General features: G+C 72.6%; 1 protein-coding gene and 1 pseudogene. Both read left to right on the top strand.

Translation table 11 applies throughout. The features are described from left to right. A partial coding sequence (locus ACYVIP_RS24280; protein WP_460400153.1) for a type I polyketide synthase occupies positions 1-4,573 on the top strand: 4,573 nt, incomplete at its 5' end. A gap of 58 nt (positions 4,574-4,631) precedes the next feature. After that, positions 4,632-19,751 (top strand): annotated as a pseudogene (locus ACYVIP_RS24275) (SDR family NAD(P)-dependent oxidoreductase); the annotation flags it as partial. Positions 19,752-19,933: the final 182 nt, after the last annotated feature.

The raw sequence follows: 19,933 nt of genomic DNA, 5'->3' as shown, positions 1-19,933 counted from the left end.
TGGTACGGGGTGGGCTGAGGGTGTCGGGATGTTGGTGTTGGAGCGGTTGTCCGACGCGCGGCGCAACGGGCACCGGGTGTTGGCTGTGGTGCGGGGATCGGCGGTCAACCAGGATGGCGCGTCGAATGGCTTGACCGCGCCGAACGGGCTCGCCCAGCAGGAGGTCATCCGCCAGGCGTTGGCGAACGCTCGGTTGTCCACGGGGGATGTTGATCTGCTGGAGGGGCATGGTACGGGTACGTCGTTGGGTGATCCGATTGAGGCGCAGGCGTTGTTGGCGACGTATGGGCAGGATCGGGTTGGGCCGGTGTGGTTGGGGTCGTTGAAGTCGAACATCGGTCATGCGCAGGCGGCTGCTGGTGTTGGTGGGGTGATCAAGGTTGTGCAGGCGTTGCGGTTTGGGGTGATGCCGAGGACGTTGCATGTTGGTGAGCCGTCGGGGCATGTTGATTGGTCGTCGGGTGCGGTGTCGTTGTTGAGGGAGTCGCGTGATTGGCCGGTGGTGGATCGGCCGCGGCGGGGTGCGGTGTCGGCGTTCGGGGTGAGTGGCACCAACGCACACGTCATCCTCGAACAAGGCGACCAGTCCGAAGAGGACAGTCTCGCCGAGGTCACCGAGCCGTTGCCGTGGCTGTTGTCCGCCGCGAGCGCGGCAGCGCTGCGCGACCAGGCTCGGCGACTGCTGACCCACCCGGACGTGGCCACCGCCGACGCCGCGCGGGCGCTGGTCACCGGCCGCGCCGCGTTGGACCACCGCGCGGTGGTCGTGGCGCGCGACCAGGACGCGGTCCGGTCCGGACTGGACGCGCTCGTGAACGACGTCGCCGCGGCGAACGTCGTGCTCGGCGACGGCCGTCGGACCGACGGCAAGGTTGTTCTTGTCTTTCCTGGGCAGGGTTCGCAGTGGGTGGGGATGGGTCGGGAGTTGTTGTCCGAGTCCGCGGTGTTCGCGGAGCGGATGGGTGAGTGTGATGTGGTGTTGGGGGAGTTGACTGGTTGGTCGGTGGTGGGGGTGTTGCGGGGGGATTCGGGTGCGCCGGATGTCTCTCGGGTTGATGTGTTGCAGCCGGTGTTGTTTGCGGTGATGGTGTCGTTGGCGGGGTTGTGGCGGTCGTTGGGGGTGGTGCCGGCCGCGGTGGTGGGGCATTCGCAGGGTGAGATCGCTGCTGCGTGTGTTGCTGGGGTGTTGTCGCTTGAGGACGCGGCTCGGGTGGTGGCGGTGCGGTCGCGGTTGTTGGTCGAGTGTCTTGCTGGTGTGGATGGGGGGATGTTGTCTGTTGTTGATGGTGTGGAGTCTGTTCGGGAGCGGATTGCGGGTTTTGCGGGGTTGTCTGTTGCGGCGGTGAATGGGCCGCGTTCGGTTGCGGTGGCTGGTGGGGTTGAGGAGTTGGAGGGGTTGGAGCGGGAGTTGTCGCGGGCGGGGGTAATGCGGTGGTGGGTTCCTGGCGCCAATTTTGTTGCTCATTCGCGTTCGGTGGATGTGATTGAGGATGCGTTGTTGGAGAGGCTTGGCGGGGTGCGGCCGGTGGCGTCGCGGGTGCCGTTGTACTCGACGGTGACTGGTGGTGTTGTCGATGGCGAGTTGATGGATGCTGGTTATTGGTTCCGGAATGTTCGGGAGCCGGTTGAGTTTGAGGCGGCGACGCGGGCGTTGTTGAGTGCTGGGCATGAGGTGTTTGTTGAGGTGAGTCCGCATCCGGTGTTGGTGATGGGTGTGGAGGAGACGGTTGCGGATGTCGGGGTGTCGGCGGTCGGTCACGACGCGGTGGTGACGGGTACGTTGCGTCGGGACGACGGTGGTCTGGCGCGGTTCCTGCTCTCCGCCGCCGAGCTGCACACCAGGGGCGTGGCGGTCGACTGGTCCCGGCTGTTCGCCAAGGTCACGCCTCGTCCGGTCGAGCTGCCGACCTATCCCTTCGAACACCACCGGTACTGGCCGGAGTCGGTCCCCGGCCGCACCGGCGACGTCACCGCGTTCGGCATGGACGAAACGCACCACCCGCTGCTCGGCGCCGGCGTCGAGTTGGACGGCACCGACGCGCTGCTGTTCACCGGCAGGATCTCGGTGGCCACCCACCCGTGGCTGGCCGACCACGCCGTACTCGGCTCGGTACTGGTGCCCGGTACCGGCATGGTGGAGTTGGCCGCGCACGCCGGCGCACGGGTCGGCTGCGCGCTGGTCGAGGAGCTGACCATGCACAGCCCGCTCGTGCTGCCAGCGCGGGGTGGGGTGGCGATCCAGTTGATCGTGGCGGCGCCCGACCCGGACGGCAGATGCGCCGTGCGCCTGCGTTCGTCCACCGACGGCGGCTGGACCCTCAACGCCGACGGCGTGCTCGCTCCGCTCGCCCCGGCCGAGCCGGTGCCCGAGGGCCAGTGGCCACCGGCGGGTGCCCGGCAGGAGTCGGTCGCCGACCTGTATGACCGGTTCGCCGAGCATGGCATCGACTACGGGCCGGCGTACCGCGGGGTGCGCGAGATGTGGCGGCACGGCGACGAGTTGTTCGCTGAACTGGCTCGACCGGACGGACTGGCCGCCGGCGGGTTCGCCGTGCACCCCGCGATACTCGACGCCGCGCTGCACCCGCTTGGGCTGGTCAGCCAGAGTCGGTTGCCGTTCAGCTGGCGCGGCGCCACGGTCACCGCGTCCACTTCGGACGTGCTGCGGGTGCGGCTGCGCGTGGTCGCCGAGGACACCATCGCGATCACCGTGACCGACCAGGCCGGCCGGCCGGTCGCGTCGGTGGACGAGTTGGTCGTCCGCCCGTTGGCCGCGGCGCAGTTGACCCCCGACGCGCTGTTCCGTCCTGACTGGACCGAGTTGTCGGTGACCACGGCGGCGCGTGGCGCGTGGGCCGTCCTCGGCGCCGACGAGTTCGGTCTCGGCCTGCCCGCCCACGAGGACCTGGCCGGTACCGCCGGCAGCGATGTCGTGCTCACCGCGCCGGCGGTGCGCGACGACACCGTGCGCGACGGCACCGTGCACGACGCGGCGGTGGCGTCGGCGTCGCGGGCGCTGGCGCTGACCCAGGACTGGCTGGCCGAGGACCGCCAGGACCAGACACGTCTGGTGTTCCTCGTGCGGGACGCCGCGACCGCCCCGTACGAGCCGGCCGACGCCGCCGTGGCCGGGTTGGTCCGCGCCGCACAGGTCGAACACCCGGATCGTTTCGTGCTGGTCGAGCTCGATGGTCGCGCCGAGTCCCTTGCGGCGCTGCCTGCCGCGCTGGCCACCGGTGAGTCCCGGCTCGTGCTGCGCGCCGGCGTCGCCATGGTTCCGCGCCTGACCCCGGTCACGCCGGGCGGCCCGGCCGGTTGGAAGCCGGACAGAACAGTGCTGATCACCGGTGCGACCGGCGCCCTCGGCACCCTGCTCGCCGGTCATCTCGTCCGCGAGCACGGCGCCCGCAGTCTGCTGCTGGTCAGCCGTCGCGGCATGAGCGCGCCAGGCGCCCGCGAGCTGCACGCGGAGCTCACCGGGCTCGGCGCGGACGTCACTATCGCCTCGTGCGATGTCGCCGACCGCGCCGCGCTCGCCGAGCTGCTGTCCCGGCACGACATCGGCGCGGTCGTGCACGCGGCCGGGGTGCTCGACGACGGCGTGCTCACCGCGCTCACCCCGGAACGGCTGCGCGCGGTGTTCCGCGTCAAGGTCGACGCCGCGATGCACCTCGACGAGCTGACCCGCGACAGTGGTCTGTCCGCGTTCGTGCTGTTCTCGTCGCTGGCCGGGACGCTTGGGGCGGCCGGCCAGGCCAACTACGCCGCGGCCAACGCCGTGCTGGACGCGATGGCGCGCCGGCGGGCGGCGGCCGGGTTGCCGGGGCTGTCGCTGGCGTGGGGTCTGTGGGAGCAGTCCGGTGACATGACCGGACACCTCACCGACGCCGACCGCCACCGGATCTCCCGCGCCGGCGTGGTGCCGTTGTCCGCGGAGCAGGGGCTCTCGCTGTTCGACGCGGCGCTGGGGGTCGGTGTCGTCGACGCCGCGGCCGACGCCGACCCGGTGCTGGTGCCGGCGCTACTGCGCCAGTCGCCGCGCCGGAGGAGCACCGACCAGGAGGCGGCGGTCGACATTCGTGCGCGACTGGCCGCGCTTCCGCAGACCGCTCGCGAGGACGCGGTCGTGGAGTTCGTCCGCGGCCACGTGGCGGCTGTGCTCGGCGCGCCAGGACCGTCAGCCGTCGAGCCGGAGCGGGCGTTCCGCCTACTCGGGTTCGACTCGTTGCTGGCGGTCGAGCTGCGCAACACGCTGAAGCGCGCGACCGGTCTGCGCCTCCCGGCGACTGCGGTGTTCGACCACCCGACCCCCCGGATATTGGCCCGCCACCTGCTCGGCGAGCTCGCGGTGGACGGCGACCAACCGTCGGTGTTCGACGCCGTCGACCGCGTGGAGGCGGAACTGCGACGCGACGAGCTGGACGAGATCACCAAGGGGCGCCTGGTGTCCCGGTTACGCACTCTGCTTTCGCACCACCACGCCGACGGCGGCGGCGACGCACCGGCCGGCGACCTCGGCTCGGCCTCCGACGACGAGCTGTTCGACCTCGTCGAGAACCTGGGCGCGGAGTGAGCACGAACGCGGGCATCGGACAGGTACGAGGGGGAAGTTGACCAACATGAGTGACCACGACAAGCTGCGCGAGTACCTGAGGCGCGCGATCGGCGAGGCACAGGATGCCCGTCGGCGGCTGCGCGACGTCGAGGAGCACTACACCGAGCCGATCGCGATCGTGGGCATGGCGTGCCGGTATCCGGGTGGGGTGCGCTCGCCGGAGGACCTGTGGCGGTTGGTCACTGAGGAGACAGACGCGGTCGGTGAGTTCCCGACCGACCGGGGTTGGGATCTCGACGCGCTCTACGACCCGGATCCGGATCGGGCGGGTACCTGCTACACCCGCAACGGCGGGTTCCTCGCGGACGCCCTCGACTTCGACGCCGACCTGTTCGGGATCAGTCGTCGTGAGGCGTTGGCGATGGATCCCCAGCAGCGGTTGTTGTTGGAGTCGTCGTGGGAGGCGTTGGAGCACGCCGGGCTGGATCCGTTGGCGTTGAAGGGTTCGCGGACCGGGGTGTTCGCCGGGGTGATGTACCACGACTACGCCGGGCGGCTCCCCACCATTCCCGCCGAGCTGGAGGGATATCTCGGCAGCGGCAGCGCGGGCAGCGTCGCCACCGGCCGGCTCGCCTACACCTTCGGCTTCGAAGGACCGGCCGTCACTGTGGACACGGCGTGTTCTTCGTCGTTGGTGACGTTGCATCTGGCCGCGCAGTCGTTGCGGTTGGGTGATTGTGGGTTGGCGTTGGCCGGTGGGGTGACGGTGATGTCGACGCCGGACGTTTTCGTGGAGTTCTCGCGGCAGCGGGGATTGTCGGTTGATGGTCGGTGTAAGGCGTTTTCGGCGGGTGCGGATGGTACGGGCTGGTCCGAGGGTGTCGGGATGTTGGTGTTGGAGCGGTTGTCCGACGCGCGACGCAACGGGCACCGGGTGTTGGCTGTGGTGCGGGGATCGGCGGTCAACCAGGATGGCGCGTCGAACGGCCTGACCGCGCCGAACGGGCCGTCCCAGCAACGGCTCGTGTTGCGCGCGTTGGCGAACGCTCGGCTGTCCACAGGGGATGTTGACCTGCTGGAGGGGCATGGTACGGGTACGTCGTTGGGTGATCCGATTGAGGCGCAGGCGTTGTTGGCGACGTATGGGCAGGATCGGGTTGGGCCGGTGTGGTTGGGGTCGTTGAAGTCGAATATTGGTCATGCGCAGGCGGCTGCTGGTGTTGGTGGAGTGATCAAGACGGTGATGGCGTTGCGGCACGGAGTTATGCCGCGGACTCTGCATGTGGACGAGCCGTCGTCGCATGTGGACTGGTCGTCGGGTGCGGTGTCGTTGTTGGCGGAGTCGCGGGAGTGGCCGGTGGTGGGTCGGCCGCGGCGGGGTGCGGTGTCGGCGTTCGGGGTGAGTGGTACCAACGCACACGTCATCCTCGAACAGGCCGAGGAGCTTGCCCAACCTGACGAGCCCGACCAGCTCTCGCAGGACGGCCCGCCTGCCGTGGTGCCGCTCGTGTTGTCCGGCCACACCGCGGGTGCGTTGCGTGCGCGGGCGGACCAACTGCGCGACCGGTTGCGCGACTCGCCGGACGAGGTCGCGGATGTGGCGTTCTCGCTCGCCGGCCGGACCTCGTTGGCGCACCGGGCGGTCGTCGTCGGCCGGGACCGCGGCGAACTGCTCGACGGCCTGTCGTCCCTGTCGCTGACCGGAGTCGCCGACCTCAGCGGCAAGGTGGTGTTCGTCTTCCCCGGGCAGGGTGCGCAGTGGGTGGGCATGGCTCGGGACTTGTTGGCCGAGTCCACGGTGTTCGCGGCGCGGATGCGTGAGTGTGCCGACGCGTTCTCCGGGTTGGTCTCGTGGGACTTGTTCGAGGTGCTCGGCGACGCGGCGGCGTTGGCACGCGACGACGTGGTGCAGCCGGCGTCGTGGGCGGTGATGGTCTCGCTCGCCGCGGTGTGGCGTTCGGTTGGACTGGCGCCAGATGCCGTGGTCGGGCATTCGCAGGGGGAGATCGCGGCGGCGGTGGTGGCGGGCGCGTTGTCGTTGCGTGCTGGGGCCGAGGTCGTTGTTCGTCGTGGTCGGGCCATCGCGGAAGTGCTGACCGATCACGGTGGGATGCTGTCGGTGGGGTTGCCCGCTGACGTGGTGGCGGCGCGGGTCGCTGGTCGTGATCTTGCTGTGGTCGCGGTGAACGGTCCACGGTCGGTCGCGGTGGCTGGCGGGTCCTCGGCACTCGCGGAGCTGGCGGCGGAGTGCGTTGCCGAGGGGGTGCTGGCGCGGCGGGTGCCCATCGGGTACGCGTCGCACACGGCGCGGGTGGAGGACGTTCGGGAGCGGGTGCTCACCGACCTGAGCGGGATCGTGCCGACGACGGCCGAGGTGCCGATGTTGTCGACGGTGACGGGGGAGTGGCTGACCGGTACCGAGGTCGACGCCGAGTACTGGTTCGCGAACCTGCGGCAGCCGGTGCGGTTCGCGGCTGGGGTGCTGGCGCTCGCGGAGCAGGGGTTCTCGGCGTTCGTCGAGATGAGCCCGCACCCGGTGTTGACCTATGGGACACAGGAGGTTCTTGAGGAGGTCGGGCACGACGCGGTGGTGACGGGCACGCTGCGTCGCGGCGAGGGTGGCCTGGCGCGGTTCCTGCTCTCGGCCGCCGAGTTGCACGTTCGCGGGTTCAGTCCGAAATGGACGGAGTTGCTGCCGGGCCGGCGCCGGGTCGACCTGCCCGCCTACCCGTTCCAGCGGCGCCGCTACTGGTGGGACGCCACGAACGCGGACGGGGCCGACGGCACCGGGCACCCGTTGCTCGGCGCGGCGGTGCCCCTCGCCGACGCCGACGGGACCGTGTTCACCAGCCGGCTCTCGGTGGCCACCCACCCGTGGCTCGCCGACCACACCGTCGGCGGCCGGGTCTGGTTGCCCGGCACCGCCTTCGTCGAGCTGGCCGGCCGGGCCGGTGACCACGTCGGCTGTGGACACCTCGCCGAGCTGACCGTCGGCGCGCCGCTGGAACTCCCGGATCGGGGCGCGGTCCGGCTGCAGGTCGCGGTCGGCGCTCCCGACGACCTCGGCGCGCGGTCGGTCGCCATCTTCTCCTCTTCCTCCTCCGACGGCGAGTGGACCAGGCACGCGACCGGAGTGCTCGCCACCAGCCAGCCCGGCCCACGGCACGAGTTCGCGGCGCAGTGGCCGCCGCCCGGCGCGCAACCCGTCCCGCTGGACGGGCTGCACGCCGATCTCGCGGCCGCCGGCCTTGGCTACGGCCCGACCTTCCAGGGACTGCACGCGGCCTGGCGCCGTGGCGACGAGGTGTTCGCCGAGGTGCGCCTTGCTGAGCCGGCCGACCGCGACGCGGAGCGGTTCGGCCTGCACCCGGCGGCGCTCGACGCGGCTGTCCGGGCCTTCGGCCTCACCGCCACCATCAGTGGCGAGGAAACCCGGCTGCCGTTCATCTGGTCGGGGGTGACCCTCCATGCGGCGGGCGCCGCCGTGCTGCGGGCGCGCATCGTGTCCGTCGGGCCCGACACCGCGTCCATCGAGCTCGCCGACGCGGCGGGGAACGCGGTCGCCACCGTCGAGTCGCTCGCGTTCCGGGCGATGTCCGCGTCGAGGTCCGCGTCGATGGCCGCCCAGCGCCACGATGCGCCGCTGCGGGTGGACTGGGTGGCGCCGACCACGGCCCTGGTGCCGGTCGACCCGACGAGTGTCGTGGTCGTCGGCGGGGTCGACGAGCGCGACGCGGTACTGCGCGGACTCGACGTGCTGCGCGGTGACCAGGACCCGCTGGTGATCGTCACCGGCTCGGCGACCACCGACCCCGTCGCCGCGGCGGCCGGCGGCCTGGTGCGGGCCGCGCAGGCCGAGCAGCCGGGCCGGATCGTGCTCGTGGAGTCCGACCACACCGATGCCGACACCCTCGCCGAGCTCGCCCTGCCCGTCGACGAGCCGCATGTCGCGCTGCGGGACAACGCCGTGTCGGTGCCGAGGCTGGTCCGTGCGCGCGAGACGCTGCCGGAGCCGTCGTGGCGCCTCAACCTCGTCGGCCTCTCCGGACTGGATGACCTGGGGTTCGTCGCGCACGAGCCGCCCTCGCTCGAGCCGGGGCAGGTCCGGATCGCCGTGCGGGCGGCCGGCATGAACTTCCGCGACGTACTGCTCGCTCTCGGCGTCATCGACGGGCACGACGACCCGCGCGGCGAGGCGGCCGGTGTCGTCACCGAGGTCGGCGCCGAGGTCACCGACCTGATGCCCGGCGAGCGCGTGTTCGGTCTGGTCGAGGGGGCGTTCGCGCCGACGGCGGTGACCGACCGCCGGATGCTCGCCCGAGTTCCGGACGGCTGGTCCTACCGACGGGCGGCCGCCCTGCCGATCGCCTACCTGACCGCCTACTTCGGACTGGTCGACCTGGCCGGCCTCGGGCGGGGCGCGTCGGTGCTCGTGCACGGCGCGGCCGGCGGCGTCGGCATGGCCGCGGTCCGGCTCGCCAAGCACCTCGGCGCCGAGGTGTACGGCACCGCAAGCGAAGGCAAGTGGGACGCGCTGCGCGCGATCGGCCTGGACGACGAGCACCTCGCGTCGTCCAGGACGCTCGAGTTCGCCGACCGGTTCCCGCCCGTGGACGTGGTGCTCAACAGCCTGTCCGGCGAGTTCGTCGACGCGTCGGCGCGTCGGGTCAAGCCCGGCGGGTGGCTGCTGGAGATGGGCAAGACCGACATCCGCGAGCCCGACTCGTTCCCCGGCATCACCTATCGCGCCTTCGACCTCGCCGAGGCGAGTCCCGAGCGGATGGGTGCGCTGCTCGCCGAGGTCGTCGCGCTCGACGCCGACCTGCCGGTGACCGCCTGGGACATCCGGGACGCGGTCGGCGCGTTCCGGTCCATGCAGCAGGCCAGGCACATCGGGAAGAACGTGTTCACCGTGCCGCGCGCCATCGACCAGGACGCAACCGTGCTCATCACCGGCGGTACCGGCGCCATCGGCCGGCTCGTCGCCGGTCACCTGGCGGCCGCACACGGGGTGCGCCGGCTGGTGCTGGCCAGCCGTAGCGGTGGCACCGTCGAGCCGATCGAGGGCGCCGAGGTCGAGGTCGTCGCCTGCGACCTCGCCGACCGCGCACAGACCGAACGTCTGCTGGCCGCCATCCCCGACCTCACCGCTGTCGTGCACGCGGCGGGGGTACTGGACGACGCGGTGATCAGCGAGCTGACCCCGGACCAGGTCGACCGGGTCCTGGCGCCGAAGGTCGACGCCGCGCACCACCTCGACGAGCTGACTCGCGACCGCGACCTGGCGGCGTTCGTGGTGTTCTCCTCGGCCGCCGGTGTGTTCGGCGGGCCGGGACAGGGCAACTACGCCGCCGCCAACGCCGCGCTGGACGCCGTGGCCAGGCGGCGGCGCGCGGCCGGCCTGCCCGCGCTGTCACTGGCGTGGGGCATGTGGGAGCGGGCCAGCGGGATGACGGGACATCTCCGCGAGACCGACCTGCGACGGCTGCGCCGCGCCGGTGCGGCGCCACTGTCCGATGAGGAGGGTCTCGCGCTGTTCGACGCCGCCCTGCGCCAGACGGCGGCGGCGGTCGTGCCGGTGAAGCTGGACACCGCGGGGCTGCGCGGTGAGGTGCCGCCACTGCTGCGGGGCCTGGCCCGGCCCGCGGTACGCCGTGGTGTCGCCGACGCGCGTCCCGGTCAGCACAGCACGCTCGCCCAACGGCTCGCGACGCTGCCGGAGGCCGAGCGGCTCGGCGCGGTGTTGGCCGTCGTCCGTGCCGAGGCGGCCGCGGTCCTGGGGCTCGGCGCGGCTGACTCGGTCAGTGCGAGCCGCGCGTTCCGCGAGCTGGGACTCGACTCGCTGACCGCCGTGGAGCTGCGCAACCGCCTCGCCGCGGCCAGCGGGCTGCGGTTGCCGGCGACCATGGTGTTCGACCACCCGTCGGCGACCCGGCTGGCGCAACGACTGCTCGAGGACCTCGGCACGGCTGCGCCGGGTGCGCGGCCAGCTCCGGCACCGGTACTGGCACCGGTGGTCACCGACGAGCCGATCGCCATCGTGGGGATGGCCTGCCGCTTCCCCGGTGGGGTTCGTTCGCCGGAGGACCTGTGGCAACTGGTGGCCACCGGTGGTGACGCGATCGGCGACTTCCCGACCGACCGAGGGTGGGACACCAGCGTCGCGGCGACGACAACTCGTCAGGGTGGCTTCCTCGACGGAGCCGGTGACTTCGACCCCGACTTCTTCGGGCTCTCGCCGCGTGAGGCGCGGGCGATGGACCCGCAGCAGCGGCTCCTGCTCGAGGTGAGCTGGGAGGCGTTCGAGCGCGCGGGCATCCGACCCGGCCGGTTGCGGGGCAGCCGTACCGGCGTGTTCGTCGGTGGCATGCGGCAGGACTACGGGCCTCGGTTGCACGACGAGGCCGGCGACTCGACCGGATACCTGCTCACCGGCAGCGCGGCGAGCGTGTTGTCCGGGCGCATCTCCTACGTCTTCGGCCTGGAGGGGCCGGCGGTCACCGTGGACACCGCGTGTTCGTCGTCGCTGGTCGCGCTACACCTTGCCGGCCAGTCGCTGCGCGCCGGCGAGTGCGACATCGCGCTGGCCGGCGGCGTCACCGTGATGGCCTCGCCGGGAACGTTCGTCGAGTTCTCCCGCCAGGGTGGCCTCGCCCCGGACGGCCGCTGCAAGTCGTTCGCCGCCGCGGCCGACGGCACCGGGTGGTCCGAGGGCGTCGGCGTGCTGGTGGTCGAACGGCTGTCCGACGCACGGCGCAACGGCCACCAGGTGCTCGGTGTGGTGCGCGGCTCGGCGGTGAACCAGGACGGCGCGTCCAACGGGTTGACCGCGCCGAACGGTCCGGCGCAGGAGCGGGTGATCCGCGCCGCGCTCCACGCCGCCGGCCTGACGCCCTCGGAGGTGGACGCCGGCGAGGCGCACGGCACCGGCACCCGGCTCGGTGACCCGATCGAGGCGAACGCCGTGCTCGCCACCTACGGTCAGGACCGCGCGGCACCGTTCTGGCTCGGCTCGGTGAAGTCGAACCTCGGCCACGCCCAGGCGGCGGCCGGGGTGGCCGGCGTGATCAAGATGGTGCAGGCGATGCGGCACGGCGTACTGCCGGCGACGTTGCATGTCGACGAACCCTCCGCGCACGTCGACTGGTCCGCCGGGGCGGTCGCGCTGCTCACCGAGCAGGTCCCGTGGCCGAGCACCGGCCGGCCGCGCCGGGCCGGCGTGTCGTCGTTCGGCGTCAGCGGCACCAACGCGCACGTGATCGTCGAACAGGCCCAGGAGCAGGCAGCGGAACAGACCGTCGAGCCCGTGGCCGGCGAACCGGTGGCACTGCCGTGGCTGCTCGCCGCCACCGACGACGCGACCCTGCGCGCCGCGGCCGGCGCGTTGCGTCCGCTGGTGGACACGGCGGCCGACCACGACGTCGCCTATTCGCTCGCGACCACGCGGGAACCGCTGCGCCACCGTGCGGTGCTGCTCGGCGCCGACCGCGCACGACTGCTCGACCAGCTCGCCGCCGGCAACGCGGATCCGCGCATCGTGACCGGTACGGCGGCCGACACCGGCCTCGCCGTGCTGTTTCCCGGCCAGGGGTCGCAGCGGGTCGGCATGGGGCAGCGGCTGTACGCCGCGAACCCCGCGTTCGCCGCCGCGTTCGACGGGGTGTGCGCCGTCCTCGACCGCCAGCTCGACCGGCCGTTGCGCGAGGTCGTGTTCGGTGACGCCGAACTGCTCGACCGCACCGGCTACACCCAACCGGCACTGTTCGCCGTCGAGGTGGCGCTGTTCCGCCTCGTCGAGTCCTACGGCATCCGGCCAGACGCCGTCGCCGGGCACTCGATCGGTGACCTCGCCGCCGCGCACGTCGCCGGCGTGCTCGACCTCGCGGACGCGGCGACGCTGGTCGCCGCCCGCGCGCGGCTCATGCAGGAGTTGCCGACCGGCGGTGCGATGGCCTCGGTCGAGGCCACCGAGGACGAGGTGCGTGCCCGGCTCGCCGATCTCGGCGGGGCCGTGGGCGACCTCGCCGCGATCGACATCGCCGCCATCGACATCGCCGCGGTCAACGGTCCGACGGCGGTCGTGGTCTCCGGCGACGAGGACGCGGTGGCCGCCGTCGTGGCGTCGTTCCACGCCGATGCCAGGCGCACCAAGCGGCTGCGGACCAGCCACGCGTTCCACTCTCCCCACATGGAGCCGATGCTCGACGAGTTGCGGTCGGTCGCGGCCGGCCTGTCCTACCGCGAGCCGGCGATCACGATGGTCGCCGGCGACGTGACCGACCCCGAGTTCTGGGTGCGGCACGTCCGGGCGACCGTCCGTTTCGCCGACACGCTCGACGCGCTGCGCGAGCGCGGCGTCGGCACTTTCCTCGAGGTCGGCCCCGGCGGCGTGCTGGCCGCGCTGGTCGACGACGGCGTGGCCGTCCCGCTGCTGCGCGCCACGCTGGACGAGCCGGACAGCGTGTGGCGAGCGGTCGCCGAACTGCACGTGCGCGGCGTGGAGGTGGACTGGGACCGCGTGCTCGACGGGCGGGGCCGGCCCGTCGACCTGCCGACCTATCCGTTCCGGCACCGTCGGTTCTGGCTGCCGACCTCGTCGCCCGGCGGTGACCGGCATCCGCTGCTGGACTCTGTGGTGGAACTGGCTGACGGCGGGCTGGTCGCGACGGGGACGTTGTCGACCAGCACGCACGCCTGGCTCGACGACCACCGCGTCGGGGAGCGGGTCGTGTTCCCCGGCACGGCCTACCTCGAGCTCGCCATGCACGTCGGCGAGCGGGCTGGACACGGTGTCGTCGATGAGCTGACCCTGCACGAGCCGATGGTGTTCGCCGAGGACGAGACGGTCGTGCAGATCTCGCTCGACGCGCCGGACGAGCGTGGCCGGCGGTCGGTGGTGGTGCACGCGCGCGGTCGCGACGGCGAGTCGTGGACCAGGCACGCGTCCGGTGTGTTGGCCAGTGTGTCGTCCAGTGTGTCGTTCGAGGACTCCGGCGCCCGACCCGCCGCGCCCGACTGGCCGGCCGGCGGCGAGCGGGTGGATCTCGACGAGCTGTACGCGACGCTGGTCGACCACGGTCTTCGTCATGGCCCGGCCTTCGGCGGTCTGCACGCGCTGCGGCGGCACGACGGTGAGCTGCTCGCCGAGGTCGAGCTGGCGGAGCAGACCGCGCCAGACGGTTTCGAGTTGCACCCGGCGCTGCTGGACGCCGCACTGCACGGCGTCGGCGCGCCAGGGTTCGCGACCGAGGGAACCGGTGCCGCGCTGCCCTTCTCCTTCCGTGGCGTGCGGTTGCACGCCACCGGAGCCACGCGGCTGCGCGCCCGGCTACGTCGCGAGGACAGCGGTGTGATCTCGGTGCGCGCTGTCGATGCCGCCGGAACGCCGGTGCTGACCATCGACGAGCTCGCCTTCGCCCCGATGCCAACCGGGGGAGTCACGGCACGTGGACTGTTCCGAGTGGACTGGCAGCCGCTCGAGCTGCCCGACGCGCCCCTGGCCGACGTCGCCCCGGTCCTGCTGTGCGTGGGGGACGACGACCCGATCACGGCGGCGCACGCGATCGCGTCGCGGGCACTGGACCTGGTCAAGGCGGACCAGCCGGTGGTCGTGGTCACCCGTGGCGCGGTCATGGCGGGCGCGGAGTTCCCGGCGGCGACCGCGTGGGGGCTGGTGCGCGCCGCGCAGGCCGAGCGGCCGGATCGGTTCGTGCTCGTCGACCTCGACCCGGACGGCGACTGGTCCGATGTGGAGGGTGCGGCCGGCGGCTGGCGGCGGCTGGCGGCCCGCGCCGCGGCGCTGCGCGATCCGCAGGTCGCGGTCCGCCACGTCGGGGCGTTCGTGCCGCGTACGGTGCGCGCCACCGTGGCCGACACACCCGGGTGCGGGCCCGCCGACACGGTGCTGGTCACCGGCGGCACCGGTTCGCTCGGCCGGCTGGTCGCCCGCCACCTCGTCGTCGCGCACGGCGTGCGGCGGCTCGTGCTGACCAGCCGACGCGGCGGCGCGGACGACCTGGTCGCCGAGCTCGCCGAGCACGGCGCGCACGTCACCGTCGCGGCCTGCGACGTCGCCGACCGCAACGCGCTGCGGGAGCTGCTCAGCGAGCATCCCCCGACCGCGGTCGTGCACGCGGCCGGCGTGCTCGACGACGGCGCGCTGGCCACCATGACCCCGCAGCGGCTGGCCGCCGTGTTGGCACCAAAGGTGGACGGCGCCTGGCATCTACACGAGCTGACCCGCGACCTCGACCTCACGGCCTTCGTCCTGTTCTCCTCCGCGGCCGGTGTGCTCGGCAGCCCTGGCCAGACGAACTACGCCGCGGCCAACGCGTTCCTCGACGCGCTCGCCGAGCACCGCACGGAGCTCGGCCTGCCGGCCGTGTCCATGGCGTGGGGTCCGTGGGAGCAGTCCGACGGCATGGCAGCCGGCCTCGACGACGTCGCCAGGTCGCGGCTCGCCAGGGCGGGCGTCGGCGCGCTGAGCCAGGACGACGGGCTGGCCATGTTCGACCTGGCGCACGCCGCGGACGCGCCGGTGCTGCTTGCCATGAACGGCGGCACGCCGCCGCGACGTGCCCGTCGGCGGCCGTCCGCGACCGGCGGCCAGCCGCGTGACCGGATCCTGGCGGCGGTCGATCCAGAGCAGGTCGCGCTGGAGCTCGTGCGCACCGAGGTGGCGACCGTGCTCGGGCACGCCTCGCCGGAGGCGATCGTGGCCGAACGCGCCTTCACCGAACTGGGCCTCGACTCACTGGCAGCGGTCGAGCTGCGCAACGGACTCACCGCGGCGACTGGCCTGGCGTTGCCGGCCACGATGGTCTTCGACCACCCGACCCCGGCCGCCGTCGGCCGGTTCCTCGTCGCCGAGCTGCTCGGCGAGGACGTGGCGGAGCAGGCACGGGTGGTCGCGCGCGACGACGAGCCGATCGCGATCGTCGGGATGGCCTGTCGTTACCCGGGCGGCGTTCGCACGCCCGACGAGCTGTGGACACTGGTCGAGCGCGGCGGCGACGCGATCGGCGGGTTCCCGACCGACCGCGGCTGGGACGTCGACGGGATCTACGACCCCGACCCGGAACGTCCCGGCAAGACCTACACCCGCTCTGGCGGGTTCCTGTATGGGGCGGCGGAGTTCGATGCGGAGTTTTTCGGGGTGTCGCCGCGTGAGGCGTTGGCGATGGATCCGCAGCAGCGGTTGTTGTTGGAGTCGTCGTGGGAGGCGTTGGAGCACGCCGGGTTGGATCCGTTGGCGTTGAAGGGTTCGCGGACCGGGGTGTTCGCCGGACTGATGTACCACGACTACGTGACCAGCCTCGGCGACTCGATCGGGGACCTGGAGGGCTATGTCGGCACCGGCACCGCGGGCAGCGTCGCGTCCGGTCGGGTGTCCTACACGTTCGGCTTCGAGGGGCCTGCCGTCACCGTGGACACGGCGTGTTCGTCGTCGCTGGTGGCGTTGCACCTGGCGGCGAAGTCGTTGCGGGACGGGGAGTGCGACTACGCGCTCGCCGGCGGCGCGACCGTGATGTCCACCCCGGGCACCTTCGTCGAGTTCTCCCGCCAGCGCGGGCTGTCACCGGATGGTCGCTGCCGGTCCTTCTCCGCCGACGCGAACGGTGTCGGCTGGGCCGAGGGCGCGGGCATGGTCCTGTTGGAGCGACTGTCGGACGCGCGGCGCAACGGGCACCGGGTGCTGGCCGTGGTCCGCGGCTCCGCGGTCAACCAGGACGGCGCGTCGAACGGCCTGACCGCGCCGAACGGTCCCTCCCAGCAGCGGGTGATCCGCGAGGCCCTGCGTACGGCCGGACTGTCCACATCGGACGTGGACGCGATCGAGGCGCACGGCACGGGAACATCGCTCGGTGACCCGATCGAGGCGCAGGCGCTGTTGGCGACCTACGGCCGGGATCGGGAGGTGCCGTTGTGGCTTGGTTCGGTGAAGTCGAACATCGGGCATACGCAGGCGGCGGCTGGGGTGGCCGGGGTGATCAAGATGGTGCAGGCGATGCGGCATGGGGTGTTGCCGCGCACGCTGCACGTGGACGAGCCGACGTCCCATGTGGACTGGTCCGGTGCCACGGTGGCGCTGTTGACCGAGTCGACGCCGTGGCCGGACCTGCGTCGGCCACGACGCGCCGGCGTCTCGTCGTTCGGCATCAGTGGCACGAACGCACACGTGATCGTCGAGCAGGCGCCGGCGGATACCGGGCCGGCGCCGACCGGTGAGCCGAGTCCGGCAGCGCTCCCGGTGCTGTTGACCGCCAGGACACCGGCGGCGCTGCGCCGTCGGGCCGCCGCCCTGTTGTCCTCTGTGGACAGTGAGGACGCCTCGCTGGCCGAGGTGGCCGCCACCTTGGCGCGACGTGCGGTCTTCGAGCACCGTGCGGTGCTCGTCGCCGCCGATCTCGATGAGTTGCGGGGCGCCCTGCGTGCGCTCGCGACCGGTGTCGAGGCGCCCAACCTGGTCACCGGGCACGCCGAGGCGACCAGGGTCGCCACGTTCGTGTTCCCCGGCCAAGGCTCGCAGTGGGTCGGGATGGCCCGTGCGCTGCTCGACGAGTCGCCGGTGTTCGCCGAACGGATGCGGGCGTGCGCGGAGGTGCTGGCCACCCTGGTGCCGTGGGACCTGTACGACGTGCTCGCCGACCCCGCCGCGCTGGAGCGGGTCGAGGTCGTGCAGCCGGTGCTGTGGGCGGTGATGGTCTCGCTCGCGGCCGTCTGGGCGTGGTTGGGCGTGACACCGAGGGCAGTGGTCGGACACTCGCAGGGCGAGGTGGCCGCCGCGGTGGTGGCCGGCGGTCTGTCGCTTGCCGACGGTGCTCGGGTGGTCGTGGTGCGCAGCCGACTGGTGGCCGAGCTGGCGGCCGGGCGTGGCGGGATGTCCGGCGGGATGTCCGGTGGGATGTCGTCTGTCGGCCTGCCGGTCGCGGAGATCCCCGACCTCGACGGCGTGTGGGTGGCGGCCGTCAACGGTCCGGCGACCACGATCGTGTCCGGCACCGCTGCCGGCCTCGACGCGCTGACGGCCTGGTGCGCCGAGCGTGCGGTGTGGGTGCGCCCCATCGCCGTCGACTACGCCTCGCACTCCCCGTTGATGGCGGCGCTGCGCGAGCCACTGGTCGACGAGCTCGCCGGGATCCGGCCGGTACCAGGTGAGGTGGAGTTCCGCTCGACCGTGTCCGCCGAGGCCGTCGACACCGCGACCCTCGACGGCGAGTACTGGTATCACAACCTGCGCGAGCGGGTGCGCTTCGCCGACGCCGTGGCCGAGCTGACCGGCAACGTGTTCGTGGAGATCAGCCCGCACTCGGTGCTGGTGGCGGGGATCGGCGACACCGTGCCGGGTGCCGTCGGCGTTGGCACGCTGCGTCGCGACGACGGCGGGTTGGCTCGGGTGCTGGCCTCGGCCGCGGCCGCGTGGGTCGCCGGCGTTCCGGTCGACTGGTCGACGGCGGTACCGGCCGCCGCGCAGGCCGACCTGCCGGGCTACGCGTTCGACTACCGGCGCTACTGGCCGGACGCTTCGCGGCCGGCGCACAGGTCCGACATCGGCGGGTCCGGCATCGACGGGGCTTTCTGGGACCTCGTGGACCGCGCCGACGTCGAGGAGCTGGCCAGAACTCTCGGCGTCGCCGATCCGCGCCAGGTCGATGCCGTGCTGCCCGCGTTGTCGGCGTGGCGCCGAGGCGCCGTTGAAGGGTCCGAAACCGACGATCAACGGTACCGGGTCGAGTGGCGCCCGGCGCCGGAGCCGGCGGCCCGACTGGCCGGCACGTGGCTGCTGGCCGGCGCCGAGGCCGACGCGGGAGAGCACACCGAACTGGCCGGCGCGCTGCGGGCAGGCGGTGCGACCGTCGTGTACGTGGCCGATCCGGCCACCGTTGGCCTTGCCGCCGCCGAGAACGGTCCGATCGCCGGCATTCTGTCCACATGGGACGCCGTGCGCACGCTGGTGCTCGTGCGCGCCGCCATCGACACCGAGGTGTCCGCGCCGGTGTGGTGCCTGACCGCCGGCGCGGTCAGCGTGCACGCCGACGATCCGCTCGGGGACGTGCGCCAGGCGCAGGTGTGGGGTCTGGGTCGTACCGTCGCGCTGGAGCACCCCGAGTTGTGGGGTGGGCTGGTCGACCTGCCGGCGGCCGGGGGCACTCGGGTGCTCGACCGGTTGGTGTCCGTGCTGGCGGCCGCGGGCGAGGAGGACCAGCTCGCGGTCCGTGAGTCCGGCGTGTTCGTCCGGCGGTTGGTGCGGGCCCCGTTGCTCGGTCGCGGCTCGCCGGGGTGGCGACCGAGCGGCACCGTGCTGCTGCGCGGACATGCCCCCGAGATCGCGGCGTGGCTGGTCGACAACGGTGCCGAGCGGGTGCTGGTGCACGGTAGGGACGAGTCGTCCGGCGTCGCGGTCACGGCGGTGGTGTACGTACCGGAATCCCTTGTCGCCACCGCGATCCTGGACCTCGATCCGAAGGTGTTCGCCGACCAGGTGGATCAGGTGACCGGTCCGGCCGAGGAACTGGACCGGCTCGCCGAGGACGCCGAGGTGTTCGTGGTGTTCTCCTCGGTTGCCGGCGTGTGGGGCGGCGCCTGGCAGGGCGCGCACGCGGCGGCGAACGCCTACCTGGACGGGTTGGCGCAGCGGCGTCGGGCCCGTGGCCGGTCGGCGGTGGCGATCGCGTGGGGCTTGTGGGACCACGATGTCGATGACGTGGAGCAGGCCCGCCGCGATCAGCTGGCGCGGCGTGGCGTCCGGGTGCTCCCTCGCGACGTGGTGCTGCGAGCCATGAGCACGGCCGTCGCGGCCGGCGACACCACCGTGTCGATCGCGGACATCGACTGGCCGGTTTTCGCACCGGCGTTCGCCGCGGCCAGGGCCCGGCCGCTGCTCACCGAGATCGTGGCGGCGGCCGAACCCGAGCCGGAGCGGGGAAGCGGCGACTCGATCGCGGCGCGGCTGGTCGGTCTGGACGCCACCGAGCGGCGGACCATGCTGCTGGAACTGGTTCGCGAACAGGTCGCCGGAGTGCTCGGGCACCGCGGCGTGGAGGAGGTCGCGCTTGACCGGGCGTTCCGGGAACTCGGCTTCGACTCGCTGGCGGCCGTCGAGCTACGCAACCGCCTCGCCACGCGGACGGGGCTGACGCTGCCGCCGACGCTCGTGTTCGATCATCCCACCGTGCATGATCTCGCCGAGTCGTTGCTGGCGAGCCTGACGCCGGCGCCACCGGCCGCGAGCGAGACACCCGATGCCGAGCTGGACCGTCTCGTGGTCCGGCTCACCGAGGCCGACCCGGCCGAGCGGGTACGGCTCGCCCGGCGGCTGCGGTCCATCGGTGACGAGCTGGGCGGGTCCGCCGAGCGGCCCGGTGTCGGCATCGCCGA

The sequence above is a fragment of the Actinophytocola sediminis genome, from assembly GCF_054779715.1.
Note: the sequence above shows the minus strand (reverse complement) of the source record. Positions and strands in the feature narration are given on the sequence as shown.